The sequence below is a fragment of the Micromonospora arida genome (assembly GCF_003857035.1).
GTDB classification, from domain to species: domain Bacteria; phylum Actinomycetota; class Actinomycetes; order Mycobacteriales; family Micromonosporaceae; genus Micromonospora; species Micromonospora arida.
In genome coordinates, this window is the sequence record NZ_QGSY01000166.1 from 1 (window position 1) to 23,384 (window position 23,384).

Sequence of the window (23,384 nt, forward strand, 5' to 3'; positions counted from 1 at the left end):
CCCCGCGCCCGCACCCGCGCCCGCGCCCGCGCCGATCTTGCAGTTTCGGTTGCCGGAAAGCGTTGACTGCGCCCTATGTCGGGACAGCAAGTGCAAGATCGCGGCCCGGTCACGTCGATCATGGAGTTGTGGTGCCCGTTTGGTCCATGACTGGGGACTTGTCACCCACCACAACTCCTTGATCGGCGGGGCGGGGCGGGGGCGGGGCGGGTTCGCGAACAGCGACTCAATGACGTGAGGGCGCTGAGGTCGGGTCGGGCGCGGTGCGCCCTGTTACTACGTTGCGTAGTAGCATGACTTACGACAGGGCGTAGTAGTTCCTATCAGTAGACAAGCTACGTGTAGGGTGGCTACGACAAGGGAGCCAACTCTATGGAGGGCTGGTCATGGACACCCTGCTCCTCGCCCGCCTGCAGTTCGCCACCACCACGTCGATCCACTTCCTGTTCGTGGTCGTCACGCTCGGGCTGGTCACCCTGCTGGTCGGCATGCAGACCGCCTGGGTACTCACCGGCAACCCGAAGTGGGAGCGGCTGACCCGCTACTGGGGCCAGCTCTACGTGATCAACTACGTGCTCGGCATCGCCACCGGGCTCGTGATGGAGTTCCAGTTCGGGCTGAACTGGAGCGGCCTCTCGCGCTACGTCGGCAATGTCTTCGGCGCACCGCTGGCCATCGAGACGCTTGTCGCGTTCTTCCTGGAGTCCACGTTCCTCGGGATGTGGATCTTCGGCTGGCACCGACTCGGCAAGGGCGTCCACCTCGCGTTGCTCTGGGGCGTGGCGATCACCGCGTACGCCTCGGCGTTCTGGATCATGGTGGCCAACTCCTGGCTCCAGAACCCGGTCGGCTACGAGGTCCGCGACGGGATCGCCCACCTCACCGACTTCGGCGCGCTGCTCACCAACCCCAGCCTCGGCATGGCCTTCGGGCACGTGGTCTCGGCGGCGCTGCTGGTCGGCGGGATGCTGATGGCGGCGGTCAGCGCCGGGCACCTGATCCGGCGTACCCCGGACTTCGCGCTCTTCCGCACCTCGCTGCGGATCGGTCTGGTCACCGCGGCACTGGCCATCACGATGGTGCAGGGCTTCGGTTTCGCCCAGTTCGGCCCGGTAAGCGCGGTGCAGCCGACCAAGTTCGGCGGCGACGGCCCGGAAAGCCAGGCACTGATCGCCGAGTGGACCACGCGGTTCGGCCCCGGCGACTACACCCCGCCGGTGCTGGCCAGCGTCGGGTTGGGCTTCATGATCCTGATCGGTTTCACCCTCGGCTGCATATGGCTCCTGCTGCCCCTGCTCTTCCGGGACTGGGTCATCCGACTGCGCTTCCCGCTCTGGCTGATCCTGCTCGCCCTGCCGCTGCCGTTCATCGCGGTGATCCTCGGCTGGATCTCCCGGGAGGTCGGCCGTCAACCCTGGGTGGCGTACGGGCTGCTCCCCACCGAGCAGGCCGTCTCCCCGGTCAGCGCACCGCTGATGCTCGCCTCGCTGATCGGGTTCAGCCTGCTGCTGGGCACCCTCGCCGTCACCAACTGGGTGCTGCTCGCCCGGCACGCCAGGCGCGGCGCGGCCGACCCGGCGCTCGGCCGCCCGCCGGCCCCGCCCAGCGAGCCGGCCCACCCCGAACCCGCCCTCCTCTGAGGAGTAGACCGTGGACCTCGCCTGGTACGCCCTGCTCGGCCTCTTCTTCGCCAGCTACCTGGTGCTCGCCGGCTACGACTACGGCGTCGGGCTGCTGCTCGCCCGCGGCGTCGGTCCGGCCGGGCGGCGGGAGGCGCTCACCGCGCTCGGCCCCTTCTTCCTCGGCAACGAGGTCTGGCTGGTGGCCGCCGTGGGCATCCTCTTCGGCGCGTTCCCCCTGCTGGAGGGCGAGTTGCTCGCCGGCTGCTATCCGGCCGTCGCCGGTGCCCTGGTCGGCGTCATTCTGGTCACCGTCGGCGTACAGCTGCGCAGCCGACCCGACGACGAGCGGATCCGGGCCCGCTGGGACCGCGTCGTGATGATCGGCAGCGCCCTCGCCGCGCTGGGCTGGGGTGCGCTGCTCGCCGCGCTGTTGCAGGGCGTACCCCTTCAGGCCGACGGGCACGTCGCCGGGGTGACACACCTGGCCACCCCGTTCGCGGCCGCCGCCGGGCTGGCCATGGTCGCCCTGGTCGCTGTGCACGGTGCGACCTTCCTCACCCTGCGACTGTCGGCCGAGGCCGCCGCCGTGGTCGGTCGTACGGCCCGCCGGCTGGTGCCGGTGGCGCTCACCGCGGTCGCCCTGGCCACCGTCGTGGGCCTGCTCTCCGCCCGGGTACGCGACGCCGTGCAGCGGCCGGCGGTGGCCGTACTCCTGCCGGTGCTGCTCGTGGCGGCGCTGCTGGCGGCCCGCGCGGCGCTGACCCGGCGGCGCCCGGGGTGGGCTCTGGTCGCCACCGGCGCGGCCCTGGCGCTGCCGGTGGTGCTGGTCGGAGCCGCTCTCTGGCCCTACGTGCTGGTGTCCACGACCGACCCGGACGCCTCGCTGCGGGTGGCCGACGCGGCCGCCAGCGGGCCGACACTGCGGCTGCTGGGCTGGGTGGCGCTGCCGCTACTTCCGGCCCTACTAGGCTTCCAGGCGATGTGCTGGTGGGTTTTCCGAGGACGGACCGACGGTAGGGCACCGGTGTACTGGTGAGCCGCCGTCCGTTCGACCCGCGTCTGCTGCGCCGGGTCCCTGCGGCCCGGGGCGACCTTGCCGTGCTCGCACTCCTGGGGGTGCTGGCCGCCGGGTTGATCGTGGCGCAGGCCACCGCGCTCGCGTCGCTGCTGGCCACCGCGATCGACGGTCGGCTGGATCGACCGGCGCTGGCCGGCTTCGTGGTCACGGTCGCCGCCCGCTCGGCCCTGGTCTGGGCGCAGGGCACGGTCTCGGCGCGGGTCGCCGCCACGGTCAAGGCCACGCTGCGGGCCGACCTGCTCGGCGCTGTGGGCCGGCACGGGCCAGGCTGGGTGGCCGGGCAGCGGGCCGGTGAGATCGCCACCCTGGCCGGGCGTGGGCTGGACGCGCTGGACGCGTACTTCACCGGGTACCTGCCGCAACTGGTGCTCAGCGTGACGGTGCCCCTCGCGGTGCTGGCCCGGGTCGTCTTCGCCGACTGGAGTTCTGCGGTGATCATCGCGGTGACCCTGCCGCTGATCCCGGTCTTCGGCGCGCTCCTCGGCTGGCAGGCGCAGGCCGCCACCGAACGGCAGTGGCGGCGGCTCGCGCTGCTCGGCGGGCACTTCCTCGACATGGTCGCCGGGCTGCCCACGCTGCGCGCGTTCGGGCGGGCCCGGGCGCAGACCGACGTGGTGCGCCGGATGGCCGACGGTCACCGCGTCGCCACCATGAAGACGCTGCGGATCGCGTTCCTCTCCGCGCTGGTCCTCGAGTTGGTCGCCACCCTCTCGGTGGCGCTGGTCGCGGTGCCGGTCGGCATCCGCCTGCTCGGCGGCGGGCTGGCCCTGCAGACCGCGCTCCTGGTGCTGCTGCTGACCCCGGAGGCGTACCTGCCGCTACGGGCCGCCGGTAGCCGCTTCCACGCCAGCATGGAGGGGCTGGCCGCGCTGGACGAGGCGTTGAGCGTCTCCGCCGCACCCACCGCGCCGCGGGCCGCCGAGGGCGCCTCCGTCCCGGACGCTCGGGCCGAGATCCGGTTCGAGGGGGTGACAGTGGCGTACGAGCGGACCACCGCCCTGCGCGACGTGACCCTGACCATCCGGCCCGGCGAGCGGATCGCCATCATCGGGCCCAGTGGCGCCGGCAAGAGCACGCTGCTCGGCCTGCTGCTGGGCTTCGTGGTGCCGACCAGCGGCCGGATCACGGTGGACGGGGTCGACCTCGCCACCGCCGACCCGGACGCCTGGCGCCGGCAGCTCGCCTGGGTGCCGCAGCGGGCGCACCTCTTCGCCGCCTCGCTGGCCGACAACATCCGCCTCGGCGCGCCGGACACCCCTGCCGACGTACTCACCGCCGCGGTGCACGACGCCGCCCTGGACGACGTGGTGGCCGGCCTGCCCGACGGCCTGGACACCCTGCTCGGTGAGCGCGGGCACGGGCTGTCCAGTGGGCAGCGGCAGCGGGTGGCACTGGCCCGGGCGTTCCTGCGCGCCGCCCCGGTGGTGCTGCTCGACGAACCCACCGCCCGACTCGACACGGCGGCCGAGGCGGTGGTGCTCGACGCCACCCGTCGCCTGGTCGCCGGGCGGACGGCGCTGCTGGTCGCGCACCGACCGGCGTTGCTGGCCGACGCCGACCGGATCCTGCGCATCGAGGACGGTCGGGTCACCGAGTTGACGCCCGAACCGACCGGGAAGGCCGCCCGATGACCGCCGAACACGGGCCGGCGGTGGTGGCCGACGCGGCACCGGCCGGGCGGGCCGCCGCCGAGCGGGCCGTGCTGCGACTGGCCCGGCCGTACCTGGGCCGCCTGGTCGGAGCCGGGCTGCTGGCCGCCGCCACCGAGTTCGCCGGGCTGGCCCTGATGGCCACCGCCACCTGGCTGCTGATGAGCGCCGCCGGTCAGCCTCCGCTGGACCGCCTCACAGTGGCGATCGTCGCGGTCCGGGCGCTGGCGATCAGCCGGGGCGTGTTCCGCTACACCGAACGGCTCGCCGGGCACGACGCGGTGCTCCGCATGATCACCGACGTCCGGGCCCGGGTCTTCGCCACCCTGGCGGCCCGCCGTGGCACGGCGCACCGCTCGGGGGACGTGCTGAGCCGACTGGTCTCCGACGTGGAGGCCGTCCAGGACCTGTTGCTGCGGGTGCTGGTGCCCGCCTCGGCGGCGGCAGTGGTCGGTGTGCTGGCGGTCGCCGTGGCGGCGCTGATCTCACCACCGGCCGCCGGCGCGCTCGCCGTCGGGCTGCTGGTCGCCGGGGTGGCGCTGCCCGCGTTGGCCACCGCGGTCACCCGCCGCAGCGCGGCCGAGGTGGCCCCCCTGCGGGGTGCGCTGGCCACCGACGCGATCGACCTCACCCACGGCGCGGCCGACCTGGCCGCGTTCGGGGCGACCGACGTCACGCTGCGCGCCGCCGAGCAGCGCGCCCACCGGCTGGCCCGGTTGGAACGTCGGCTCGCCGCCACCGGGTTCGCGGTGGACGCGGCCGGCGTGCTGGCCGCCGGCGTGACCGCCGCCGCAGTGGTGCTGGTCGCGCTCGCCGCCGACGTGCCGGGGGTGCTGGTGGGCGTCCTGGCCGTCGGCACACTGGCCGCCGTCGAGGTGATGCTGGCGTTGGTCGCGGCGGCCCGGCAGTGGACGCAGCTGCGGCCCGGTCTGACCCGGGTCGCCGACCTGCTCGACGCCGACCTGCCGACCGCGCCGCCGGCGACCGGTCCAACGGACCTGACCGGTCCACACGAGCTGCGCTTCGTCGACGTGACAGTGCGGTACCGGGCCGGTGCGGCGCCCGCCCTGGACGGGGTCAGCCTGGACCTGCCGGCGGGACGCCGTATCGCGGTCGTCGGCCCGAGCGGCGCCGGCAAGAGCACCCTGGCGGCCGTGCTGACCGGCACCGTCCGGCCCGCGTCCGGCCGGGTCACCCTGGACGGTCACGACCTTTCGGCGTACGCCGAGGAGGCGCTGCCACGCGCGGTCGGCGGGCTGCTGGCCGAGGCGTACGTCTTCCATGCCACGGTGCGGGAGAACCTGCTGCTCGGGCAGGCCGGAGCGGGCGAGGAGGAGCTGACCGCGGCCACCGCCGCCGCCGGCCTGCTGGACTGGGTCCGCGCTCAGCCGGCGGGCTGGGACACGCTGGTCGGCGAGGAGGGCGGGCAGCTCTCCGGCGGGCAGCGGCAGCGGCTGGCGCTCGCCCGGGCCCTGCTCGCCGCGCCGCCGGTGCTGGTGCTCGACGAGCCCACCGAAGGCCTGGACCCGACCGCCGCGGACGCGGTGCTCGCGTCCGCCCTCGCCGCCACCCCCGCCGGGCACTCGGTGCTGCTGATCAGCCACCGGCTCAGCGGGCTGGCCGAACTGGACGAGATCGTGGTCCTGGACGGCGGCCGGGTGATCCAGCGCGGTCGGCACGCCGAGTTGGTCGCGGCCCCGGGCTGGTACCGGGACCAGTGGCTGCTCCAGGCCGCCGCCGAACGGGGTTACCTGGCGCTCGCCCCCTGACCCGACTCGGGGGCGGACCAGGGTTCTCCCGGACGTCGACCGGCCGGGGTCCGTGGCAGGGTGGTGCCATGGGGCGCGGTGAGGACGTGATGGTCGACGAGCACCTGCGGGAGCTGGCCGCTCGACTGCAGGGGCCGGCGCGACTCAAGTCCGACCTGCTGACCGAGGCCCGGCACGGGTTGCTGGACGCCGTCGAGGCGTACCGCGAGAGCGGGGTGCCACCCACCGAGGCGCAGCGCCGGGCGGTGGTGGAGTTCGGCTCACCGGCGCAGGTGCTCCCGTCCTGGCAGGCCGAGCTGGCGGTGGGCGCCCTGCGTGGGCTCTCCCTGCGGATGCTGGCGATCGCCGGGGTGGGGGTGGTTGCCGGTGATCTGACCTGGCGGGGGTCGAGCTGGAGTGGCGGGCCGCCCCCTCCGGCCGGCTACCAGCTGCTCGCCGCCTCGGTCGACTGGATCTGGATGAGCGCGCTGCTGCTCGCGGTGGCCGGTCTGCTGGTGGTCTGGGCGAGCGCGCGGGCGCCCCGGCCGGGCCTGGCTCTGGCCCAGCGCGCGGTGGGCGTCGGCCTGACCGGCGTCCTGGTCCTCGGCATAGTGGCCGGCGGCGCCCTCTTCACCTGGTCACTCAACCTCTGGGACGCGGCGGCGCACTGGCCACCGATGATCATCGGGGCGGTGTTGGTGGGTGGCGGATATTTCTCGCTGACCCGCGCGGCACGCGGCTGGCTGCTGGCCACCACCCGCTGATCGGCGTCGGATCCGAGCGGGTCAGGCCGGGGTGGGCGGGCTGCCGGGATCGAGGAACCGGCCGACGGTCAGTTGGAACTCGCGCCAACCGGCCCGCTCCCCCGCCAGCGCCCGCCGACCGGAGTCGGTGAGCTGGTACGTCCGCCGTTCCCGCCCGCTGACAGTGCTCCAGGTGCTCGCCACGTGGCCGGCGCGTTCCAGGCGACGGAGTGCCGGATAGATGGTGCCGGTGGGCAGATCCAGACTGCCGTCACTGCGGGCGCGTAGCGCCTCGATGATCGCGTAGCCGTGCAGCGCGCCCTGTTCGAGCACAGCGAGCAGCAGAGCGTCGAGATGGCCGTGCAGCGCCTGGGCCTTCATACGTAGCTACGCTACTTGTCGAACCGCCGCTTCGCCAGCGGTGACGACCAGCAGGTCGGACCCGTGCGCCAACCGGCCACCGGGGTGCGGGCATCGGTCACCCAGGGCCGCCGACTAGGGTATGTGCCCAGAGTCACTCGCCGGTCAGAGACCCCGGTGGGTGGGCAACCCGAAGCACACGGAGGTCAGCGTGGCCCGCCAGTCGCCCCAACGGCCCGACGCCGACGAGCCCGAGCTCGACGACACCACCGGCGCGGCCGAGCCAGACGAGACCGAGCGTCCGTCGGCGTCGACCGACCGCTCACTCTGGGACGAGCTGCGCATCGACCCAGTGGAGATCGCCCTGCCCGCCGGCACCGGCTTCACGCTCCGGGCGTACCGACCGGCCAGCTCGCTGACTCCGACCGACGTGACCGAGCGCGACCAGGACGACCCGTTCCTCGCCCGCCGCCAGGCGATCGAGGAGGAGGAGGACGACGACGAGACCGTCGTCATCCTCGACGAGGAGCTGGCCCAGGAGTTCGCCGACGAGGACGACGAGTCGACGCGCCGCCGGGACGGCGCCGCCACCGACACCGAGACCGACGACGAGTCGGACGAGGCCGTCACGGACGAGGCGGACGACGAGGAGGTGCCGGTCTTCCTCAGCCACCGAGGCAAGCTGCTGCTGTTCAAGACCCCCGAGTCGCTTGTCAGTTTCATCCGATCCGGTGCGCCAAACGATCTGTCCCAACTGGACAGCTGGAATGAATTGTCCGAACGGGTGGAGCCGGCAGATATCGCTCCGCTCGACGAGGACACCTACGAGCTCGACCTGGTCGTGGAGAACCTGCGCGGCGGGCACGACGCGTGGGATTCGACCCTGCTGATCGAGGCGGGCGAGGCCGCGCGTGACCTCTCGTACGCATTGCGGCTGCCTGCGGTACTCGACATGCTCTCCGCCGGCTCCAGCCTCGACGACCTGGACGAGGCGCTGCGTGGCACCGCCAACGGTGGGATCGGCGCGTTCATGGCCCGGCGACGGCTGAAGAAGATCGGGGCGCAGACCGCAAGTTTGGGTTGGCGCACCATTGTCGGCAAGATCTCTGCGGTGGTGGACTGGCGCGACTGACCCGTACCGGGGAGCATCAGTTGCTGGCAGAGGAAAGACCTGTCCCGGGAGGAGGACGACGCCGTGGCGCTCGTGCGCGTTTACTGCGGTCTGGCCTCGGCGGATCCGGCTGACCGACCGGCCTCCGCCGGTTCGACGCTGACGTCCGCTGTGGTCGACGACGCAGGCCGTCTGCTGCATGTCTGCGAGATCAGCGATGACGCCGCTGGCTACGCCCAGCTCGTCGCGCTGCTCGTGGAGCGGTCGGGCGGGCCGAGCGGTGCGGCCATCGCCGCCGACAGCGACGACCACACGGTCACCTCGCTGCTGAGCGCGGCGGGGCGACCCCTGGCGATCGCCGACGACGACTCGGTGGACGACTTCGCCGAGCGGTTCGCCGACGACGACTCCCTTGAGGAGATGCAGTCACCTCCGGCCGAACGGCGGGCGGTCGGCCTGGCCCGCGCGTTGCAGGCGGGGGCGCTCTCCGCCGTCACCCTGCCGGCACCCCGGGATCTCGCCGGTTACAAGCAGGTGCTCTCCGCGCACGCCGCGCTGGCCAGTGGCCGACACTCCGCCGCCGTGGCGCTGCGCGAGGTTCTGCGTGAGCTCTACCCGGCGGCCCTGCGCGCATACCCGGACCCGGCCGAACCGGTCTCCCTGGCCGTGCTGGACGCGCTGCCCGAGCCGGGCATGCTCGGCGGCACCGTGGCCCGGGGCCGCGAGGTGTCGGTCGCGGCGGACGCCATCGCCGCGCACCTCGCCGCCGACGGGGTCGCCGATGCCGAGGAGATCAACGAGGCGGTCACCGCCCTGCGGGTCGCCATCTCCGAGACACCCCGACGTGCCGCGGTCAACCGGGCGCTCACGTCCGCGGTGGCCGAGACGGTCCGCCAGGCCGTCGCCTCCGTACGGGCCTGCGACGCCGGCTGTGAGGCGCTGGTCAGCGCGCTCAGCTCACGGGTCAGCGCGCCTGTCCAGGCACCCGGCCGCCGGGCTGCGGCCCGCCGTGGCGAGTCCGTCGGCGAGTTGACCGGGCTGGCCGGCACCAACGCCGGGTTGACCGGCCTCGCCGGCACCAACGCCGGGTTGCGGTCGGTCCGACCCACCCCGGCAGCTGCCGACCCGGCACCCGCTGTCGGGCGGCGCAGCCGTCCCGAGCCGGTCCCCGGTAACGCGCCGTTGGCGTCGCCCCGCCCGCTCGGGCCACCGCCGGTCGCCCCCGCGCCGGTCACGCCGCCGCCGGTCGCACCCGCGCCGATGACTCCGGCGGCGATGGCTGGTCCGCCAGCGTCCACGCTGCCCAGTCGCAGCGAGCCGCTTCCCAGCCGGATCGACGGCCCGACCAACCGGCCCGTCTCCTCGCCGCCTCCTCCGCCGCCCGGGATCACCCCGATCGCGCCGGCGCAGCGCGGCGTGGTGCCGCCGGCCGAGGCCGGTGAGCCGTTCCGGCCGACGCTGACCACTGCCGCGATCAACAACGCGCGGGCCGAGCGGCAGCGGACTGTCATTCCGCCCCGCCCCAAGACCAACGGTGAGCCCCGGCCGAGCCACCTGCAACGCCCGGTCGACGAGGCACCCACCGGCGGGTTCAGCGCCACCGATCTCAGCATTCCGGTGCCGATCCCCCGGCCGGGTCAGGAAGCCGCACCGCCCGGCTCCCGTGCCAACTGGCCGCTGGTCAACAACCCGGAAGACCCGTCCGACAGCTCACCGAACAACCCGGTGGCCTACTCGTACGGCGGCAGCCGCGGTGTCGACGCCCCGACCGACCCGGGTCGGGCCGACGGTCGGGTCACCCCGCCGTGGTTGGCGGACGACCTGCCACCAGAGCCGCCGATGCTGCGGCTGGTGGAGCCGCCGCCGCTGGCCGACCGGGCGCTGCGCGAAGGGCTCAGCCCTCCCGCGGACCAGCACCTGGAGACGCCACCGCTGCGCCTTGTCGACCGCGAGCAGGCCGCTCGCAACGGTCGGGCGGCCGCCCGCACCGAGCGCGCCGCCGAGCACCGGCCGTCGCCCCCGGTCGAGCACCGGCCACCACCGATGGAGCACCGGCCGCCGCCGGTTGCCGACGAGGGCGACGGCGATCTGCTGATCTTCGCGCAGGCCAAGTCGGCCTGGTTCGTCGGGCAGGCCGAGGAGTCCGACCTGGACTGGTCGACCACCGCCGACACCGGCTGGCAGGCCGCGGAGCAGGCCGCCCGCCCGGCGGTGGGCGCCGAGACCAATGCCGGGCTGCCGAAGCGCGTGCCGCAGGCCAACCTGGTGCCAGGTTCGCCTCTGCGCGAGGAGCGCCCATTGCGGATAGTGCGTGATGCGGCAAGCCTCGCGGAGAACACGACCGGCTACTTCCGGGGCTGGCGTCGCGGCCAGGAGATCGGCGGTTTCGCGGTGGGTGGCCGGCCCGGTCGCGAGGCGGCCGGCGGCTGGGACTTCAGCCGCGACCACGGGGACCGCGACGACGACCGGGAGTACGAGTACCGCTCGGCGGGCTACCAGTCCTGATCCCCTTCTCAGACGCGGAAGCGCCCTCAGCCAGCTGCCTGGGGGCGCTTCCGCGTCAGCAGGGCGATCCCCCGGGCACGCAGAAGCCGCCTCGCGAGGACCGTGGGTGGCCTGTGCCCCGCCCCGGGAAGGGCTGACAGCTTCCAGGTCGTCAGGAGGCGGCTTGGCGGCGCGCTGGCTCGTCTGAGCGACCAGCCAGCGCGGACACACTCATCGGGGCGGCTGGCAGCGCCCGGTGGCGACCGAAGCCACCACCGGGGCGTGCAGCGTCCCGGTTCAGGCCGGGGCGACGGCGCGCGTACGGCGCATGGTCAGCACGTACTCGACCAGCGAGATCAGCACGTGCTTCGTCGACTCCCGGTTACGGGCGTCGCAGGCCACCACCGGCACGTCGCTCGAGATCGCCAAGGCGTCCCGGACGTCCTGCGGGTCGTGGTACTGCATCCCGTCGAAGCAGTTGATCGCCACCAGGTACGGCAGGCGTCGGTGCTCGAAGAAGTCGATCGCCGCGAAGCAGTCGGCCAGCCGGCGGGTGTCCACCAGCACGACCGCACCGATCGCACCCCGCACCAGTTCGTCCCACATGAACCAGAAACGGGTCTGACCCGGCGTACCGAACAGGTACAGAATCAGGTCACGGTCGATCGAGATCCGGCCGAAGTCCATGGCCACCGTGGTCGTCGTCTTGCCCGGCACCTGCCGGGTGTCGTCGACGCCCACGCCAGCGGAGGTCATGATGGCCTCGGTGGTCAGCGGCGTGATCTCCGAGACCGAGCCGACCAGCGTCGTCTTACCGACGCCGAATCCACCGGCAATAACGATCTTCGCCGACGTCACGCGGCCGCTCGGGTTCGGCGGGCGGTGCGACATGTCAGAGCCTGCGAAGTCCACTCAGCACCCTCTCCAGCAGTTCAGTGCCCACCGCGTCGTCGGAGTCGTCCAAAATGGTCGGCTCGTGGACCGCGACCAGGCCGTCCGTCGCCATGTCGGCGATGAGCACCCGGGCCACACCGAGCGGGAGCTGCATCCGCGCCGCGATCTCCGCGAGCGATTGCACGCGTCCGTCACACAGCGCGGCGATGTACTGGTGTTCGCGGCCCTGGCCGCCGTTGCCATTGGCAAGGGCCCGGCCGCGCACCGTCGTCTCGACGAGCGCCTCCAGCGCGATGTCGAGCCGGGGACGGGTGCGACCACGGGTCACGGCGTATGGACGGACCAACGCTCCGGTTGGTTCGTCACGATCGGCCATCTCGCCGCTCACCTCCTTCGCACCCGTTACCGGCTCCCACCGGCGAAACCCGTCGTTGTCGTTGTTGCAGTCGTGCCGACCTCACGATCGGCGAGACGTCAGCCCAGCATGCCCGCAGCCGCACGCGGCTGCGGGGTCAGTGCGTCGCCCACCCGGTCGACCAGCAGCGCCATCTCGTAGCCGACCTGGCCCACGTCGGAGCTGCGGGCTGCCAGCACGGCGAAGGACGAGCCGTCCGAGATGGACATCAGGAACAGGAAGCCATTGTCCATCTCCACGACGGTCTGCAACACCGCGCCTCCCTCGAAGCAGCGCGCTGCCCCCTGGGTCAGGCTGACCAGACCCGATGAGATCGCGGCGAGCTGGTCTGCCCGGTCGCGCGGCAGATCCCGTGACGACGCGAGGAGTAGGCCGTCCGCCGATACGGCGACCGCATGCGCGACGCCGGGTACCCGGTCGGCGAAGTTGGCCAGCAGCCAACCAAGATCCTGCGTAGTTGTCATCCTTCTTGCTCCTTCTGCCCGCTCCCGGCCACCGGGCCTGAGCCAGACTGCGAGGATTGCCCTCCCGGAGTCGCCTCCGGGCTGGTCGGGTTGTCCGAGGTGCTACGCCCTCGCTGCACGCCCCGGTGGTAGGCGGAGAGCAGGCCACGGACCGCCTCCGGGGAGCGCCGCTGGACCGAGGTGGTGGGCTTCTCTACCGCACCGGGCACCAGCTGCGCCATCGGCTTGCGCTTCGGCAGACCGGTCGTGGTGGTCTCGCTCACCGGCGCCGCGCCGGCCGCCGCGGAGGCAGCACGCCAGCCGTCGTCGGCGGCGGTCTGCCAGCCGTTGCTCTGCGGTTGGGGCCGGCGGTTCGGCAGGCTCTCGGCGAGACTCGGGCGGGTGCCCTCGTTCGCTGTGGAGCCGTTGTCCCGCGGCGCTCCTCCGACAGTCGGAGTGTCTGCCATCGGTGTGTTACCTGTCGTCCCGGGTGGTGTCTTGTGGACTGCCCGACCGGTGGCCTCGACCGTGGCGAACTGCTGGGTCGCGGAGTCGCCGTTCGTCGCTGGCGGTGCGCCGGCCGCGGTCTCCTCGGAGCCCGGACGACGGGTACGGAACCAGGCTGACTCGAGCTCCCGGAAGATCGGCAGCTCCATCGTCTCATCCGCGTACCGCTGACGGTTCTGCGCCTGCGGTTGCTGCGGCGTCGGCCGAGTCTGCGGCGCTGGCCGAGTCTGCGGAGCCGGCGCTGCTGCCGGGGTCGGCGCAGGAGCCGGAGGCTGGGCTGCGGCCGGCTGCTCGCCGGGTCGCGGCACCCGCGGCAGCTCCGTCGTCATGTCCAGCGCGGCGGCGAGCCGCTCGGGCACCGGCGGGGTGGCCGTGTCGCGGTCGCTACCGGGCACCGGCGGCCAGGCCGGCGGCGCCGGGGCGTTGGATGCCTGCGCGGGCGGGGCGGATCGGGGCGCGAAGCCGCTGAACGACTGGCTGGAGGCCGGCGGCGCCGAGTACGGCTGGTTCGAGTACGGCTGACCGGGCGCCGGCGAGGCCGAGACCGGCGACGCGGACACCGGCGGACCGGCGTACGGCTGACCGGAGGCCGGAGCGGCGGACACCGGCGCGCCGCCGTACGGAGCACCCGAGTAGGGCTGCCCGGAGTACGGCTGACCGGAGGCCGGCGAGGCGGAGACCGGCGCACCGGAGTAGGGCTGCGCGGAGACCGGCGGCGCCGAGTACGGGTGCGCCTCGGGGCTGCTCGGCAGCTGACGCGGAATGGACGGCTGCTGGCCGGTGGTCGGGGTCTCGTCCCCGGCCCGGCGCTGCGGCAGCGGGTCGGTGCCCTGGCCGTTGGCCGACCGGGGGGTGAACCCGTCGCCGCCGTTGGCGCCGTTCGTCCCGGCCGCGCCGGTCAGATCGGACCAGGCCGGCATCGACCGGTACGCGCCGCCGTTGGCGGGGGTGCCGGCACCGTTGCGCGTCGCGGGGTCGAACGGGCGACCGCCCAGGGTGACCTGGTTGCCGGACTCGCTCGGACGAGGGCCGTTGCCCAGCGCGGGCAGCGCGCCGAAGACCGGCGCGGGCCCATTGGACTGCGGACCACCGAACTGCGGAGCACCGGCCGCCGGCAGCGCCGGAGGCTGCTGCACCCGACCGGAGAGCGCCCGGGGCACCAGTACCGAGGTGGGCAGGGTCACGTCGGCAACCGTGCCGCGGTCGTTGCCGGGGCGCAGCTCGACACGGACACCGTGCCGGGACGCCAGCCGGGCGACCACGACGAGGCCCATCATCCGGGACACGGCCACGTCGACCTGCGGCGGCGTCGCGAGCCGCTCGTTGAGATCGTGCAACTGCTCGGCGCTGATGCCGATACCGCGGTCCTCGACGTACAGCGAGGAGCGGTCGCCGACACGCCGGGCCTCCACCATGACCTGCGAGTCGGGCGGGGAGAACGCGGTGGCGTTGTCGAACAGCTCCGCGACGAGGTGCACCAGGTCGTTGACCGCGTGCGCGGCGACCTCGATGTCGCGGTCGATGACACCGAACTCGATCCGCGTGTAGTGCTCGACCTCGGACTGCGCGGCGCGCAGCACGTCGATGAGGGCGGCCGGCTCACGCTGCACGCGGGTGGAGTCGGCACCGGCGAGCACCAGCAGGTTCTCGTCGTTACGGCGCATCCGGGTGGCCAGGTGGTCGAGCTGGAACAGCTCGGCCAGCCGGTCCGGGTCCTCTTCGCCGCGCTCCAGCCGGTCGAGGTGCCCGATGAGGCGGTCGACCAGGATCTGGGAACGACGGGCCAGGTTGACGAACATGGTCGCGACGGAGGCACGCAGTGCCGCCTGCTCGGCGGCCGTACGGACGGCTTCCAGGTGGACGGCGTTGAACGCCTCGGTCACCTGGCCGAACTCGTCCTTGCTGCGCACCGGCAGCGGTTCGGCGATCTGGTTGGCCAGCTGCACCGGAGAGAGCTGCCCGACGACCTGCGGGTCGCGCAGACGGGCCACGGCCTGTGGCAGCCCGTACTGGGCCACGGAGAGCGCGCCCTGCCGCAGCTCACGGAGTGAGCGGGCCATCGAGCGGGCCACCAGGTAGGCGAAGAGGATCGCCAGCAGCAGCATGCTGAGCAGCAGGCCGGTCTCCAGGAAGACCTGGCGCTGCACGTCCGAGCGGAGGGTGTCGGCCTGGTCGACCACTTCACTGTCGAGCTTCCGCTCGACGGTGCGGATCAGCTTGGCGTTGGCCGTCATGGCGGCTTCCCACTGGTCCGGGCCGAACGGCGCACCGCGCATGTTGCCGGTGGTGTTGCCGTCGATCCAGCCGGTGTAGTTCTGTGCCTGCCGGCGGTCGCCGCCCGCGACGGTCTGGTCGTGGAACTTCGCGTCGTCCGGGGTGGCGACGGCCTTGAAGCTCTGCAGGGCCTGCTGCTGGCCGGTGTCACTGGCGACGTAGTCCCTGCGCAGTGCCGGGGTCAGGCGCTGTCCGCCCTTCACGCCCAGCGCGCGGTGCACCACGACCCGGCGTACGGCGAGGAACTCCTTCTCCCGGGCGACCGCCGCGGCGGCGCGCATCCGGTCGCTGAGTTGGTTGTCACCGGCGAGCTGCGTGGACGAGTCGCGAATGGCGAGCAGGTCACTGATCAGACCCTCGTACGCCTGCACGGTCTCGGTGAGCGCGAGCTTTCCGTTGAACACCTGGCTGCGAACGCCCGACAGGTCCTGCAGGTTCTGGTCGATGCTGTTGAGCAGGCTCTCCAGGCTGCCCGGCAGGTCCTCGATCTCGGTCCGTTGCTGCCGGTAGGGGATCGCATCCTGATCCACCCGGGAGTTCACCCGGTTGTAGGCCTCCTGGTACTGCGCCGTCGGCTGCGTCCCGTCCGCGCCCAGCAGCAGCACGGCGGCGGTCCGCTCGTCCTGCAGGCTGTCGACCAGGTCACCTGAATAGCTCGACAGATTCGCCAGGTCGCCAGCTCGGTTGGCATTGTTGAGCGTCTCCACGTGGTCGATAAGACCACTGGTGCCCACCACGACCGTGGCGATGGTCGGCACGATCATGATGAGACCGAGCTTGGACCAGATCGGCATGTCCCGGAGCCGACTGGCCGGCCGGCGCAGCCGCGACAGGAAGGAGCCCGCCGTCTTTGGCCGTTTGCTCACGTCACCGCCCTCGCGATTACAGCTTGAACGCGTTGCCCCGGGCAACGCCCAGCGACCGACCCGGCGGGTCGGACCCCCGAGATTCCATCACGCCGGTCGACAAGAAGAAAGCCCAGGTTGTCCCAGACCGAAGGTGTGATGAGATGTTGATGCGATTTGATAGCAGTCTGTCTGGCCGGAGTAACTGAAGGTAATGGAACATCCGCACCGTGTTGTCCTACTGGCCGGCCCATCGGGGTCCGGAAAGTCGTACATAGCGCAGCAAACCGGCTTGCCGGTGCTTTGCTTGGACGACTTCTACAAAGACGGCGATGACCCTACGTTGCCGAGACGAAACGGCCAGGTGGATTGGGAATCGCCGCACTCCTGGGACGCCCCCAGTGCGGTGGAAATCATTGCCCAACTTGCCCGCGAAGGCCGAGCCGATGTGCCGGTTTATGCGATCGGTGCCGATCGACGGGTGGCCACCCGGCCATTTGATGTCGCCGGATCGCCACTTTTCGTGGCCGAAGGGATCTTCGCCGCCGAGATCGTCGAGGAGTGCCGTCGCCGCGGGCTGCTCGCCGGGGCGTACGCGCTGCGCCGCCCGCGCGGGGCCACCTTCCTGCGCCGACTCGCCCGCGACCTGTCCGAGCAGCGCAAGGCGCCTCGGGTGCTGATTCGGCGCGGGGTGACACTGCTGCGGGCCGAGCCCGCGGTGCTGCGCCGGCAGATGGGCCTCGGCGCGGAGGCGGCCCGGGCCCGGGAGGTGCTGCGCCGGGTGGCCGGGCTGCTCGCCGGCCACCCACATGGCTGAGATCAGGCCATCAACTTCGCGTACGCCGGCTTGATCACGTCATCGATGATCCGCAGCCGCTCGTCGAACGGGATGAAGGCGCTCTTCATCGCATTGATGGTGAACCACTGCAACTCTTTCCAGCCATAGCCGAACGTCTCCACCAGCAGCGACATCTCCCGCGACATCGAGGTGCCGCTCATCAACCGGTTGTCGGTGTTGACCGTCACCCGGAAACGCAGGTCCCGCAGCAGGCCGATCGGGTGGTCCGCGATCGAGCCCACCGCACCGGTCTGCACGTTCGACGAGGGGCACAACTCCAGGGGGATCCGCTTGTCCCGGACGTACGCGGCCAGCCGGCCGAGCGAGCCGTCGGGGGCGATGTCGTCGACGATCCGCACCCCGTGGCCGAGCCGGTCGGCCCCGCACCACTGGATCGCCTGCCAGATCGATGGCAGACCGAACGCCTCGCCGGCGTGGATGGTGAAGTGGAAGTTCTCCCGCTGGAGGTACTCGAAGGCGTCCAGGTGCCGGGTGGGCGGAAAGCCCGCCTCGGCGCCGGCGATGTCGAAGCCGACCACCCCGGCATCCCGGTGCCGCACGGCCAGCTCGGCGATCTCCTGGGAACGGGCGGCGTGCCGCATCGCGGTGAGCAGGGTGCCCACCCGGATGGTCAGGCCGGCCTCGACCGCCTGGGCGGTGCCCTCGGCGAACCCGGCCAGCACCGCCTCGACCACCTCGTCCAGGCTGAGGTCCCGTTCCAGGTGCTGCTCCGGGGCGAAACGCACCTCGGCGTAGACCACGCCGTCGGCGGCCAGGTCGAGGGCGCACTCGCGGGCCACCCGACGCAGCGCGGGCGCGGTCTGCATGACCGCCACGGTGTGCGCGAACGTCTCGAGGTAGCGCTCCAGGGAACCGGAGTCCGCCGCGTCCGCGAACCAGCGTCCGAGCGCCTCCGGGTCGGTCGTGGGCAGTTCGTGGCCCACCTCGGCGGCCAGGTCGACGATCGTCGCCGGCCTCAGCCCGCCGTCGAGGTGGTCGTGCAGCAGCGCCTTCGGGACCTTGACGATGTCCTCGTACCGGATAGTTGCGACCATGCTCAGACCCTAGTCAGCGGCCTGGGCGGACCGGTACGGGACCGGCCGGGCGTCACGGCCGCCAGCCGTACACCCGGTGCACGTCGAGGCGGATCACGAGCCGTCCGTCGGCGACCATGGCGGCGCGGTAGTCCGCCCAGTCCGGGTGGTCGCCACGAATCCGGCGGTAGACCTCGACCAGTTCGTCGACCGTCTCGTCGGTGGTGGCCACGGACGGCTCGCTGAGCGTCACGACCCCCTCCGCCACCGCGTACGCGCCGCCGTCCGGCGTGGTCACGTGGAAGCTGGCCCGGGGATCGCGGCGCAGGTTGCGCACCTTCGCCCGGTCACCGGTGGTGGAGCAGCGGATCAACCCCGGCTCGGCCAGGTAGTCGAGGTTGGACAGCTGGGGCCGCCCGTCCCGGCGCACTGTGACCAGCACTCCGCGCCCCCGCTGACCGAACAGCTCCCACAGGCGGCGGGGTGCGGGGTCACCGTGGGAAGATTTCGTTGACATGTCATCGAACTTACGGTGCGAATCGATGACGTGTCAACCAACCGCTAGACTTGTCGGATGGACGCAACGCGGTGGCTTGACGAACGGGAGGACCGCGCGTGGCGCGGCTACCGCCGGATGCGTCGACTGCTCGACCTGGAACTGGCCCGGGAGCTGACCCAGGACGCCGGCCTGTCCGAAGCCGACTACGACGTGCTCTCCGACCTCTCCGAGACACCACAGGGACGGCTGCGCCTGCGGGAGCTGGCAGACCGCATGCTCTGGTCACGCAGTCGGCTCTCGCACCACCTGACCCGGATGCAGCAGCGCGGCCTGGTGACCCGCGAGGAGTGCGCCGACGACGCCCGGGGCTCGATAGTCGTCCTCACCCCCGCCGGGCGGCAGGCCATCCAGTCCGCCGCTCCCGGCCACGTGGCCGCCGTCCGCCGGCACCTGATCGACCTGCTCACCCCCGCGGAGGTCGACGCGCTCGGCGCGCTCACCCATCGGGTGGTCGACCACCTCGGCGGGCGGACGCCCCACCCACGACACGATCCGGAGGCCTGACGTGGACCCCCGCATCCTCGACCGGCTGCGCTGCCCGGTCTGCGGCGAGCCGCTGGAGCAGGCCACCGACACGAGGGCGCTGCGCTGCCCACGCCGGCACAGCTTCGACATCGCGCGCCAGGGCTACGTCAACCTGTTGACCGGTCGGGCCCCGCACGTCGGCGATACCCCCGACATGGTCGCGGCCCGCGCGGACTTCCAGGCCGCCGGGCACTACGACGTCATCTCGGCCGCCCTCGCCGCTGCCGCGACGGACGCTGTCGGCCGTCTCGGCGCGACGGACGCCCCGCGACCGGCACCTACTCCACCCACCCTTTGCTCTGCACCCGCCGAGGCGACAGTCTCCCAGCCGGGCCGTCGCCTCGACGGGTGCAGAGCAAAGGACCCAACAGCAGAGATGCGGGTCGAGCCACCGCGGCCCGACGTCGGGGCGTACCCCCTGGTGGTGGATGCCGGCGCCGGCACCGGCCGGTACCTCGGCGCGGTGCTGGCGGCGCTGCCGGACGCCGTGGGTCTGGCCCTGGACGTGTCCAAGCCGGCGCTGCGCCGCGCGGCCCGCGCGCATCCCCGGGCCGCCGCCGCGCTCGCCGACACCTGGCAGCGACTGCCGCTCGCCGACGCCTCGACCGCCGTGCTGCTGAACGTCTTCGCCCCGCGCAACGGCCCAGAGTTCCAACGGGTGCTCGACCCGGCCGGCACGTTGCTGGTGGTCACGCCCGACACCGACCACCTCGCCGAACTGGTGGACGCCCTCAACCTGCTGCGGGTGGACCCGGACAAGGCCGACCGGGTGGCCGCCAGCCTGGGCGGGCACTTCACGCCGGTCAGTTCGGCAGTGCACCGGGCCGAGTTGGCATTGACCCGGCCGAAGGTCGCCACCCTGGTCGGGATGGGCCCCAGCGCCTGGCACACCGAGCCGGCGGCGCTCGCCACCCGGCTGGCCGCGCTGCCCGAACCGGTCCGGGTCACCGTGGCGGTCCGGCTCGACGTCCTGCAACCTCGCTGACCTCAGGTGGAGAGGTCGACCTCTTCCCAGCCGGGCGGTTCGTCGTGGTACGGCCCGCGCAGGATCACCGCCCACTCCAGCGCCCAACGCCGCTGCCCGATCGCGTTCGCGTCGACCAGGCCCGGTGCCCGCCGGCCGCCGCGTTCGGTCTCCAGGTACGCCCAGTCCAGGCAGTAGTGCAGGTCGAGCAGGGCGGCCGCGTCGGCCGGGTGTTGCGGCGCGGTGAGGATCCGGGAGCGCCAGTGCGGGAAGGTCTCCCCCTGGGCGATATGCGGCAGCCGCTCGACCAGCCGCTCGTCGACGGCCAGCGTCGGGTCGAGCTGCTTGCTCAGCCCGAGCACCCAGGCCAGCGCGAAGAGCGCGTCGTGGTGCAGCACGAACGACCGGTGGTCACCCTTGCCGCCCATCACGAACTGCCACTCCGGCGGGGTGACCATGTCGACCAGGTGCGAGCCGAGCAGCCAGCTCATCGCCGCCTGTGGGGGCAACCCGAAACAGCGGGCCAGGATCAGGTGCAGCACCGCGATCCGCGCCTCGATCTCCCCGGTCGGGCGCAGGTCGATCTGGTCACCCGGCTCCCACACGAGGGGAAACTGGGCCGGCGGCAACGGCAGGCCGAGCCGGGACAGCTCGTCCAGGCTCGCCTCGCGCACCTCACGTGGGTCGGGGGCAGCAACGGTCACGGCGGATCTTCCTGTCTGCTCGCGCCGGCACAAGGCCGGTTGTCCCCCCTTGGCCTGCGACAATAGCGCTCCCAAGTGACCGGCACCACGCCAGGGCGACGCCGAATCGATCAGCCGATGCGTTCGATGACCAACGACGTCGCCGCCGGGGCCGTCGGCGCGATCCGCATCGCGTTGGCGGCCTCGGTCAGCGCTGCCGGAATCCGCGTCGCGTCGTCGGCACGCAGCTCGTAGAGCGGGTCACCGGCCCGCACCTCGTCACCCGGCCGCTTGTGCAACACCACACCGGCCGGCACGCTGACCGGGTCCTCCTTGCGCGCCCGACCCGCGCCGAGCCGCCACGCCGCAACCCCCATGGCGTACGCGTCGACGGCCGCGACGTACCCGTCCCGCTCGGCGCGGACCACCTCCACCTCGGCAGCCGTTGGCATCGGCGCGTCCGGGTCGCCGCCCTGCGCCCGGATCATCGCCCGCCAGGAGTCCATGGCCCGGCCGTCGCGCAGCGCCGCAGCCGGATCGGCGTCCGGCAGACCGGCGGCGTCGAGCATCTCCCGGGCCAGTGCGAGGGTCAGCTCCACCACGTCGGCCGGTCCACCACCGGCCAGCACCTCGACCGACTCGGTCACCTCGACCGCGTTGCCGATCGCCAGGCCGAGCGGGGTGGACATGTCGGTGAGCAGGGCGACCGTCCGCACCCCGTGCGCACCGCCCAGCTCGACCATGGTGCGCGCCAACTCGCGGGCCTGGTCCACGGACTTCATGAAGGCGCCCGAGCCGACCTTGACGTCGAGGACCAGCGCCCCGGTGCCCTCGGCGATCTTCTTGCTCATGATCGAGCTGGCGATCAGCGGGATCGCCTCCACGGTGCCGGTCACGTCGCGCAACGCGTACAGCTTGCGGTCGGCGGGGGCGAGCCCGGCACCGGCCGCGCAGATCACCGCACCGACCTCGTCCAGCTGGGCGATGAACTCGTCGTTGCTCACCGTGGCCCGCCAGCCCGGGATGGACTCCAACTTGTCCAGCGTGCCGCCGGTGTGCCCGAGACCCCGGCCGCTCAGCTGCGGCACGGCCGCACCACACGCCGCCACCAGCGGGGTGAGCGGCAGAGTGATCTTGTCGCCGACGCCACCGGTGGAGTGCTTGTCGACCGTCGGCCGGCGTACCGCCGACAGGTCCAACCGCTCACCGCTGGCGATCATCGCGGCGGTCCACCGGGCGATCTCCGGCCCGGTCATGCCGTTGAGCAGGATCGCCATGGCCAGCGCTGACATCTGCTCGTCGGCGACGACCCCCCGGGTGTACGCGTCGACCACCCAGTCGATCTGCGCGTCCGACAGCACACCCCCGTCCCGCTTGACCCGAATAACGTCAACAGCAGCAAAAGCACTCATCAAGAAAAATCTTTCCTAGTCGAATGGTGAAACCGACCCGAGGACCGCACGCACCGAGGGATTGGGCCGACCGTGCCCGGCGGAGGGATCAAGCCTGACCGCCCGGAGCCGGGCACGGTCGGCCCAATCCCCAAAGCTCAACTCCAGCGAACCGGGATCTCCATCGGCGGCTCACCCTCACCGGCCCAGAAGATCGTGCCGGTGGCGTCCACCACGACCACCCGGGGCGTCCGGGCCAGGCCCCAGGTGATCGCCTCGGCCGGGTCGTCCCAGCTCGGCGCCTCCTCCAGCACCCCGGTCTCGGCGCCGGCGTCGTCGCCTGCCGACCGCTCCCAGTACGCCGTCCAGACCTGCTGACCGGCGGACATGTCCGGGTGCACGAAGACGGTGCCGCGCCCGCGCCAGGCGGCGAGCCGCTCCGGGACCACCGGCACCGGTGTCTCCCCGGTGACGGCTTCCAGGTCCTCCACGCCGAAGGCGTGCGGCAGCAGCTCGGCCATCCGCAGTGGGCGGCTCTTGCTCTCGATCAGGCACTCCGGCCCGCCGTGCTCCCAGAGCAGCTGCCGGCAGCGACCACACGGCATCAACGGCTCGCCGGTCGCGTCGACGCAGGAGAGCGCGACGAGCCGGCCGCCACCGGTGGCGTGCAGGCTGGACACGACCCCGCACTCGGCGCAGAGCGTCACCCCGTACGCGGCATTCTCCACGTTGCAGCCGACCACCACACGGCCGTCGTCGACCAGCGCGGCCGCGCCAACCGGGAAGGTCGAGTACGGCGCGTACGCGTGCCGCATCGCCTCGATGGCGGCAGCGCGCAACCGTGCCCAGTCAATGTCGGTCATGCCGCCATTCTGCCCAAGCAGCCCAGGTCAGAAGCGGGCAGGGCCGGGTCCACGGGCGGACGCAGCCGCGCCGGGCGTGAGCCCGACTCATCGGCCGCGCCACCGCAGCGCAAGCAGCGGTCAGGCGTCACCACAGCGGAAGGCAATGCCGAGGATGACGGCTCGGGGTGAAAGGGACGTTCGGCCCTGCATCTTCCGCTCAAGTCAGCCAACCCTGAAGCCGAGGATCGACACGTGCGACCGAGGAGACATGTGATGGCGAAGTTGGGGAGCTGGCCGTTGTCCGAGGACACTCTTCGTCGGATGTACGCGGGGGGCCGCGGTAATGCGGCGGCCCGCCGGTTCGCCCGGCTG

Annotated in this window: 20 protein-coding genes; 10 read left to right on the plus strand and 10 right to left on the minus strand. The window is 72.5% G+C overall.

Features of this window, described 5'->3' with window-relative positions; all coding sequences use genetic code 11:
* Nucleotides 1-386: 386 nt before the first annotated feature.
* From DLJ58_RS13470 to DLJ58_RS13490, 5 genes are all read left to right on the plus strand, one after another.
* Entirely contained in the window at nucleotides 387-1,640 is a 1,254-nt protein-coding gene (locus tag DLJ58_RS13470) for a cytochrome ubiquinol oxidase subunit I (RefSeq protein WP_124856354.1), read from the plus strand.
* Nucleotides 1,641-1,650: 10 nt separating this feature from the next.
* Nucleotides 1,651-2,658 carry a cytochrome d ubiquinol oxidase subunit II gene (locus tag DLJ58_RS13475; protein WP_124856356.1) on the plus strand — a complete coding sequence of 336 codons (1,008 nt, stop codon included), beginning with the start codon at nucleotides 1,651-1,653 and terminating at the stop codon, nucleotides 2,656-2,658.
* A complete protein-coding gene (gene cydD / locus DLJ58_RS13480) occupies nucleotides 2,655-4,331 on the plus strand; it encodes a thiol reductant ABC exporter subunit CydD (protein WP_124856358.1) in 1,677 nt (558 codons plus the stop codon). Before DLJ58_RS13475 ends, cydD begins: the two co-directional genes overlap by 4 nt.
* Nucleotides 4,328-6,118 (plus strand): thiol reductant ABC exporter subunit CydC, encoded by a 1,791-nt coding sequence (gene cydC, locus DLJ58_RS13485; protein ID WP_124856360.1) that lies wholly within the window; start codon nucleotides 4,328-4,330, stop codon nucleotides 6,116-6,118. The genes cydD and cydC overlap by 4 nt, the downstream gene beginning before the upstream one ends.
* A gap of 68 nt (nucleotides 6,119-6,186) precedes the next feature.
* Entirely contained in the window at nucleotides 6,187-6,861 is a 675-nt protein-coding gene (locus tag DLJ58_RS13490; RefSeq protein ID WP_124856362.1) for a permease prefix domain 1-containing protein, read from the plus strand.
* 21 nt (nucleotides 6,862-6,882) lie between these two features.
* On the opposite strand, the gene DLJ58_RS13495 is transcribed toward DLJ58_RS13490, so the two are convergent.
* A complete protein-coding gene (locus DLJ58_RS13495) occupies nucleotides 6,883-7,221 on the minus strand; it encodes a PadR family transcriptional regulator (RefSeq protein WP_091394524.1) in 339 nt (112 codons plus the stop codon).
* A gap of 160 nt (nucleotides 7,222-7,381) precedes the next feature.
* On the opposite strand from DLJ58_RS13495, the gene DLJ58_RS13500 reads away from it, so the two are divergent.
* Nucleotides 7,382-8,332: a DNA primase gene (locus DLJ58_RS13500; RefSeq protein WP_124856364.1), complete on the plus strand. Its 951-nt coding sequence runs from the start codon at nucleotides 7,382-7,384 to the stop codon at nucleotides 8,330-8,332.
* Nucleotides 8,333-8,371: 39 nt separating this feature from the next.
* Complete coding sequence (locus tag DLJ58_RS13505; RefSeq protein ID WP_124856366.1) at nucleotides 8,372-10,816, plus strand: transposase; 2,445 nt, start codon at nucleotides 8,372-8,374, stop codon at nucleotides 10,814-10,816.
* A 276-nt stretch (nucleotides 10,817-11,092) separates the two neighbouring features.
* On the opposite strand, the gene DLJ58_RS13510 is transcribed toward DLJ58_RS13505, so the two are convergent.
* The 4 genes from DLJ58_RS13510 to DLJ58_RS13525 all read right to left on the minus strand — a co-directional run bounded on the left by DLJ58_RS13510 (nucleotide 11,093) and on the right by DLJ58_RS13525 (nucleotide 16,194).
* Complete coding sequence (locus DLJ58_RS13510) at nucleotides 11,093-11,686, minus strand: GTP-binding protein (RefSeq protein WP_007455465.1); 594 nt, start codon at nucleotides 11,684-11,686, stop codon at nucleotides 11,093-11,095.
* Nucleotide 11,687: 1 nt separating this feature from the next.
* Nucleotides 11,688-12,065, minus strand: a complete 378-nt coding sequence (locus DLJ58_RS13515) for a DUF742 domain-containing protein (RefSeq protein ID WP_091397239.1) — start codon at nucleotides 12,063-12,065, stop codon at nucleotides 11,688-11,690.
* Between the two features lie 98 nt (nucleotides 12,066-12,163).
* The gene (locus DLJ58_RS13520) at nucleotides 12,164-12,568 is read right to left on the minus strand and encodes a roadblock/LC7 domain-containing protein (protein WP_030329023.1); all 405 of its coding nucleotides are present in this window, start codon (nucleotides 12,566-12,568) and stop codon (nucleotides 12,164-12,166) included.
* Complete coding sequence (locus DLJ58_RS13525; protein ID WP_124856368.1) at nucleotides 12,565-16,194, minus strand: sensor histidine kinase; 3,630 nt, start codon at nucleotides 16,192-16,194, stop codon at nucleotides 12,565-12,567. The genes DLJ58_RS13520 and DLJ58_RS13525 overlap by 4 nt, the downstream gene beginning before the upstream one ends.
* A 502-nt stretch (nucleotides 16,195-16,696) precedes the next feature.
* Here DLJ58_RS13525 and DLJ58_RS34560 point away from each other — a divergent pair.
* A complete protein-coding gene (locus DLJ58_RS34560; RefSeq protein WP_238690831.1) occupies nucleotides 16,697-16,990 on the plus strand; it encodes a hypothetical protein in 294 nt (97 codons plus the stop codon).
* Nucleotides 16,991-16,992: 2 nt separating this feature from the next.
* Here DLJ58_RS34560 and DLJ58_RS13535 read toward each other — a convergent pair whose 3' ends face one another.
* Together DLJ58_RS13535 and DLJ58_RS13540 are read right to left on the minus strand one after the other, a co-directional pair.
* A complete protein-coding gene (locus DLJ58_RS13535) occupies nucleotides 16,993-18,066 on the minus strand; it encodes an adenosine deaminase (RefSeq protein ID WP_124856372.1) in 1,074 nt (357 codons plus the stop codon).
* Between the two features lie 52 nt (nucleotides 18,067-18,118).
* On the minus strand, nucleotides 18,119-18,562 hold the full coding sequence (locus DLJ58_RS13540; RefSeq protein ID WP_124856374.1) for a PPOX class F420-dependent oxidoreductase: 444 nt from the start codon (nucleotides 18,560-18,562) through the stop codon (nucleotides 18,119-18,121).
* A 57-nt stretch (nucleotides 18,563-18,619) separates the two neighbouring features.
* Between DLJ58_RS13540 and DLJ58_RS13545 the strand changes: the two genes are divergently transcribed.
* Both DLJ58_RS13545 and DLJ58_RS13550 read left to right on the plus strand, forming a co-directional pair.
* Entirely contained in the window at nucleotides 18,620-19,108 is a 489-nt protein-coding gene (locus DLJ58_RS13545) for a MarR family winged helix-turn-helix transcriptional regulator (protein ID WP_124856376.1), read from the plus strand.
* Nucleotide 19,109: 1 nt separating this feature from the next.
* Nucleotides 19,110-20,114, plus strand: a complete 1,005-nt coding sequence (locus DLJ58_RS13550) for a putative RNA methyltransferase (RefSeq protein ID WP_124856378.1) — start codon at nucleotides 19,110-19,112, stop codon at nucleotides 20,112-20,114.
* Between the two features lie 2 nt (nucleotides 20,115-20,116).
* Here the strand turns inward: DLJ58_RS13550 and DLJ58_RS13555 are convergent, their stop codons facing one another.
* The 3 genes from DLJ58_RS13555 to DLJ58_RS13565 form a co-directional block, all read right to left on the minus strand.
* Complete coding sequence (locus DLJ58_RS13555) at nucleotides 20,117-20,797, minus strand: DUF4272 domain-containing protein (RefSeq protein ID WP_124856380.1); 681 nt, start codon at nucleotides 20,795-20,797, stop codon at nucleotides 20,117-20,119.
* Nucleotides 20,798-20,907: 110 nt separating this feature from the next.
* Nucleotides 20,908-22,188, minus strand: coding sequence for a thymidine phosphorylase (locus tag DLJ58_RS13560; protein WP_124856382.1), 1,281 nt, complete (start codon nucleotides 22,186-22,188; stop codon nucleotides 20,908-20,910).
* A 137-nt stretch (nucleotides 22,189-22,325) separates the two neighbouring features.
* The gene (locus DLJ58_RS13565; protein ID WP_124856384.1) at nucleotides 22,326-23,030 is read right to left on the minus strand and encodes a cytidine deaminase; all 705 of its coding nucleotides are present in this window, start codon (nucleotides 23,028-23,030) and stop codon (nucleotides 22,326-22,328) included.
* Nucleotides 23,031-23,384: the final 354 nt, after the last annotated feature.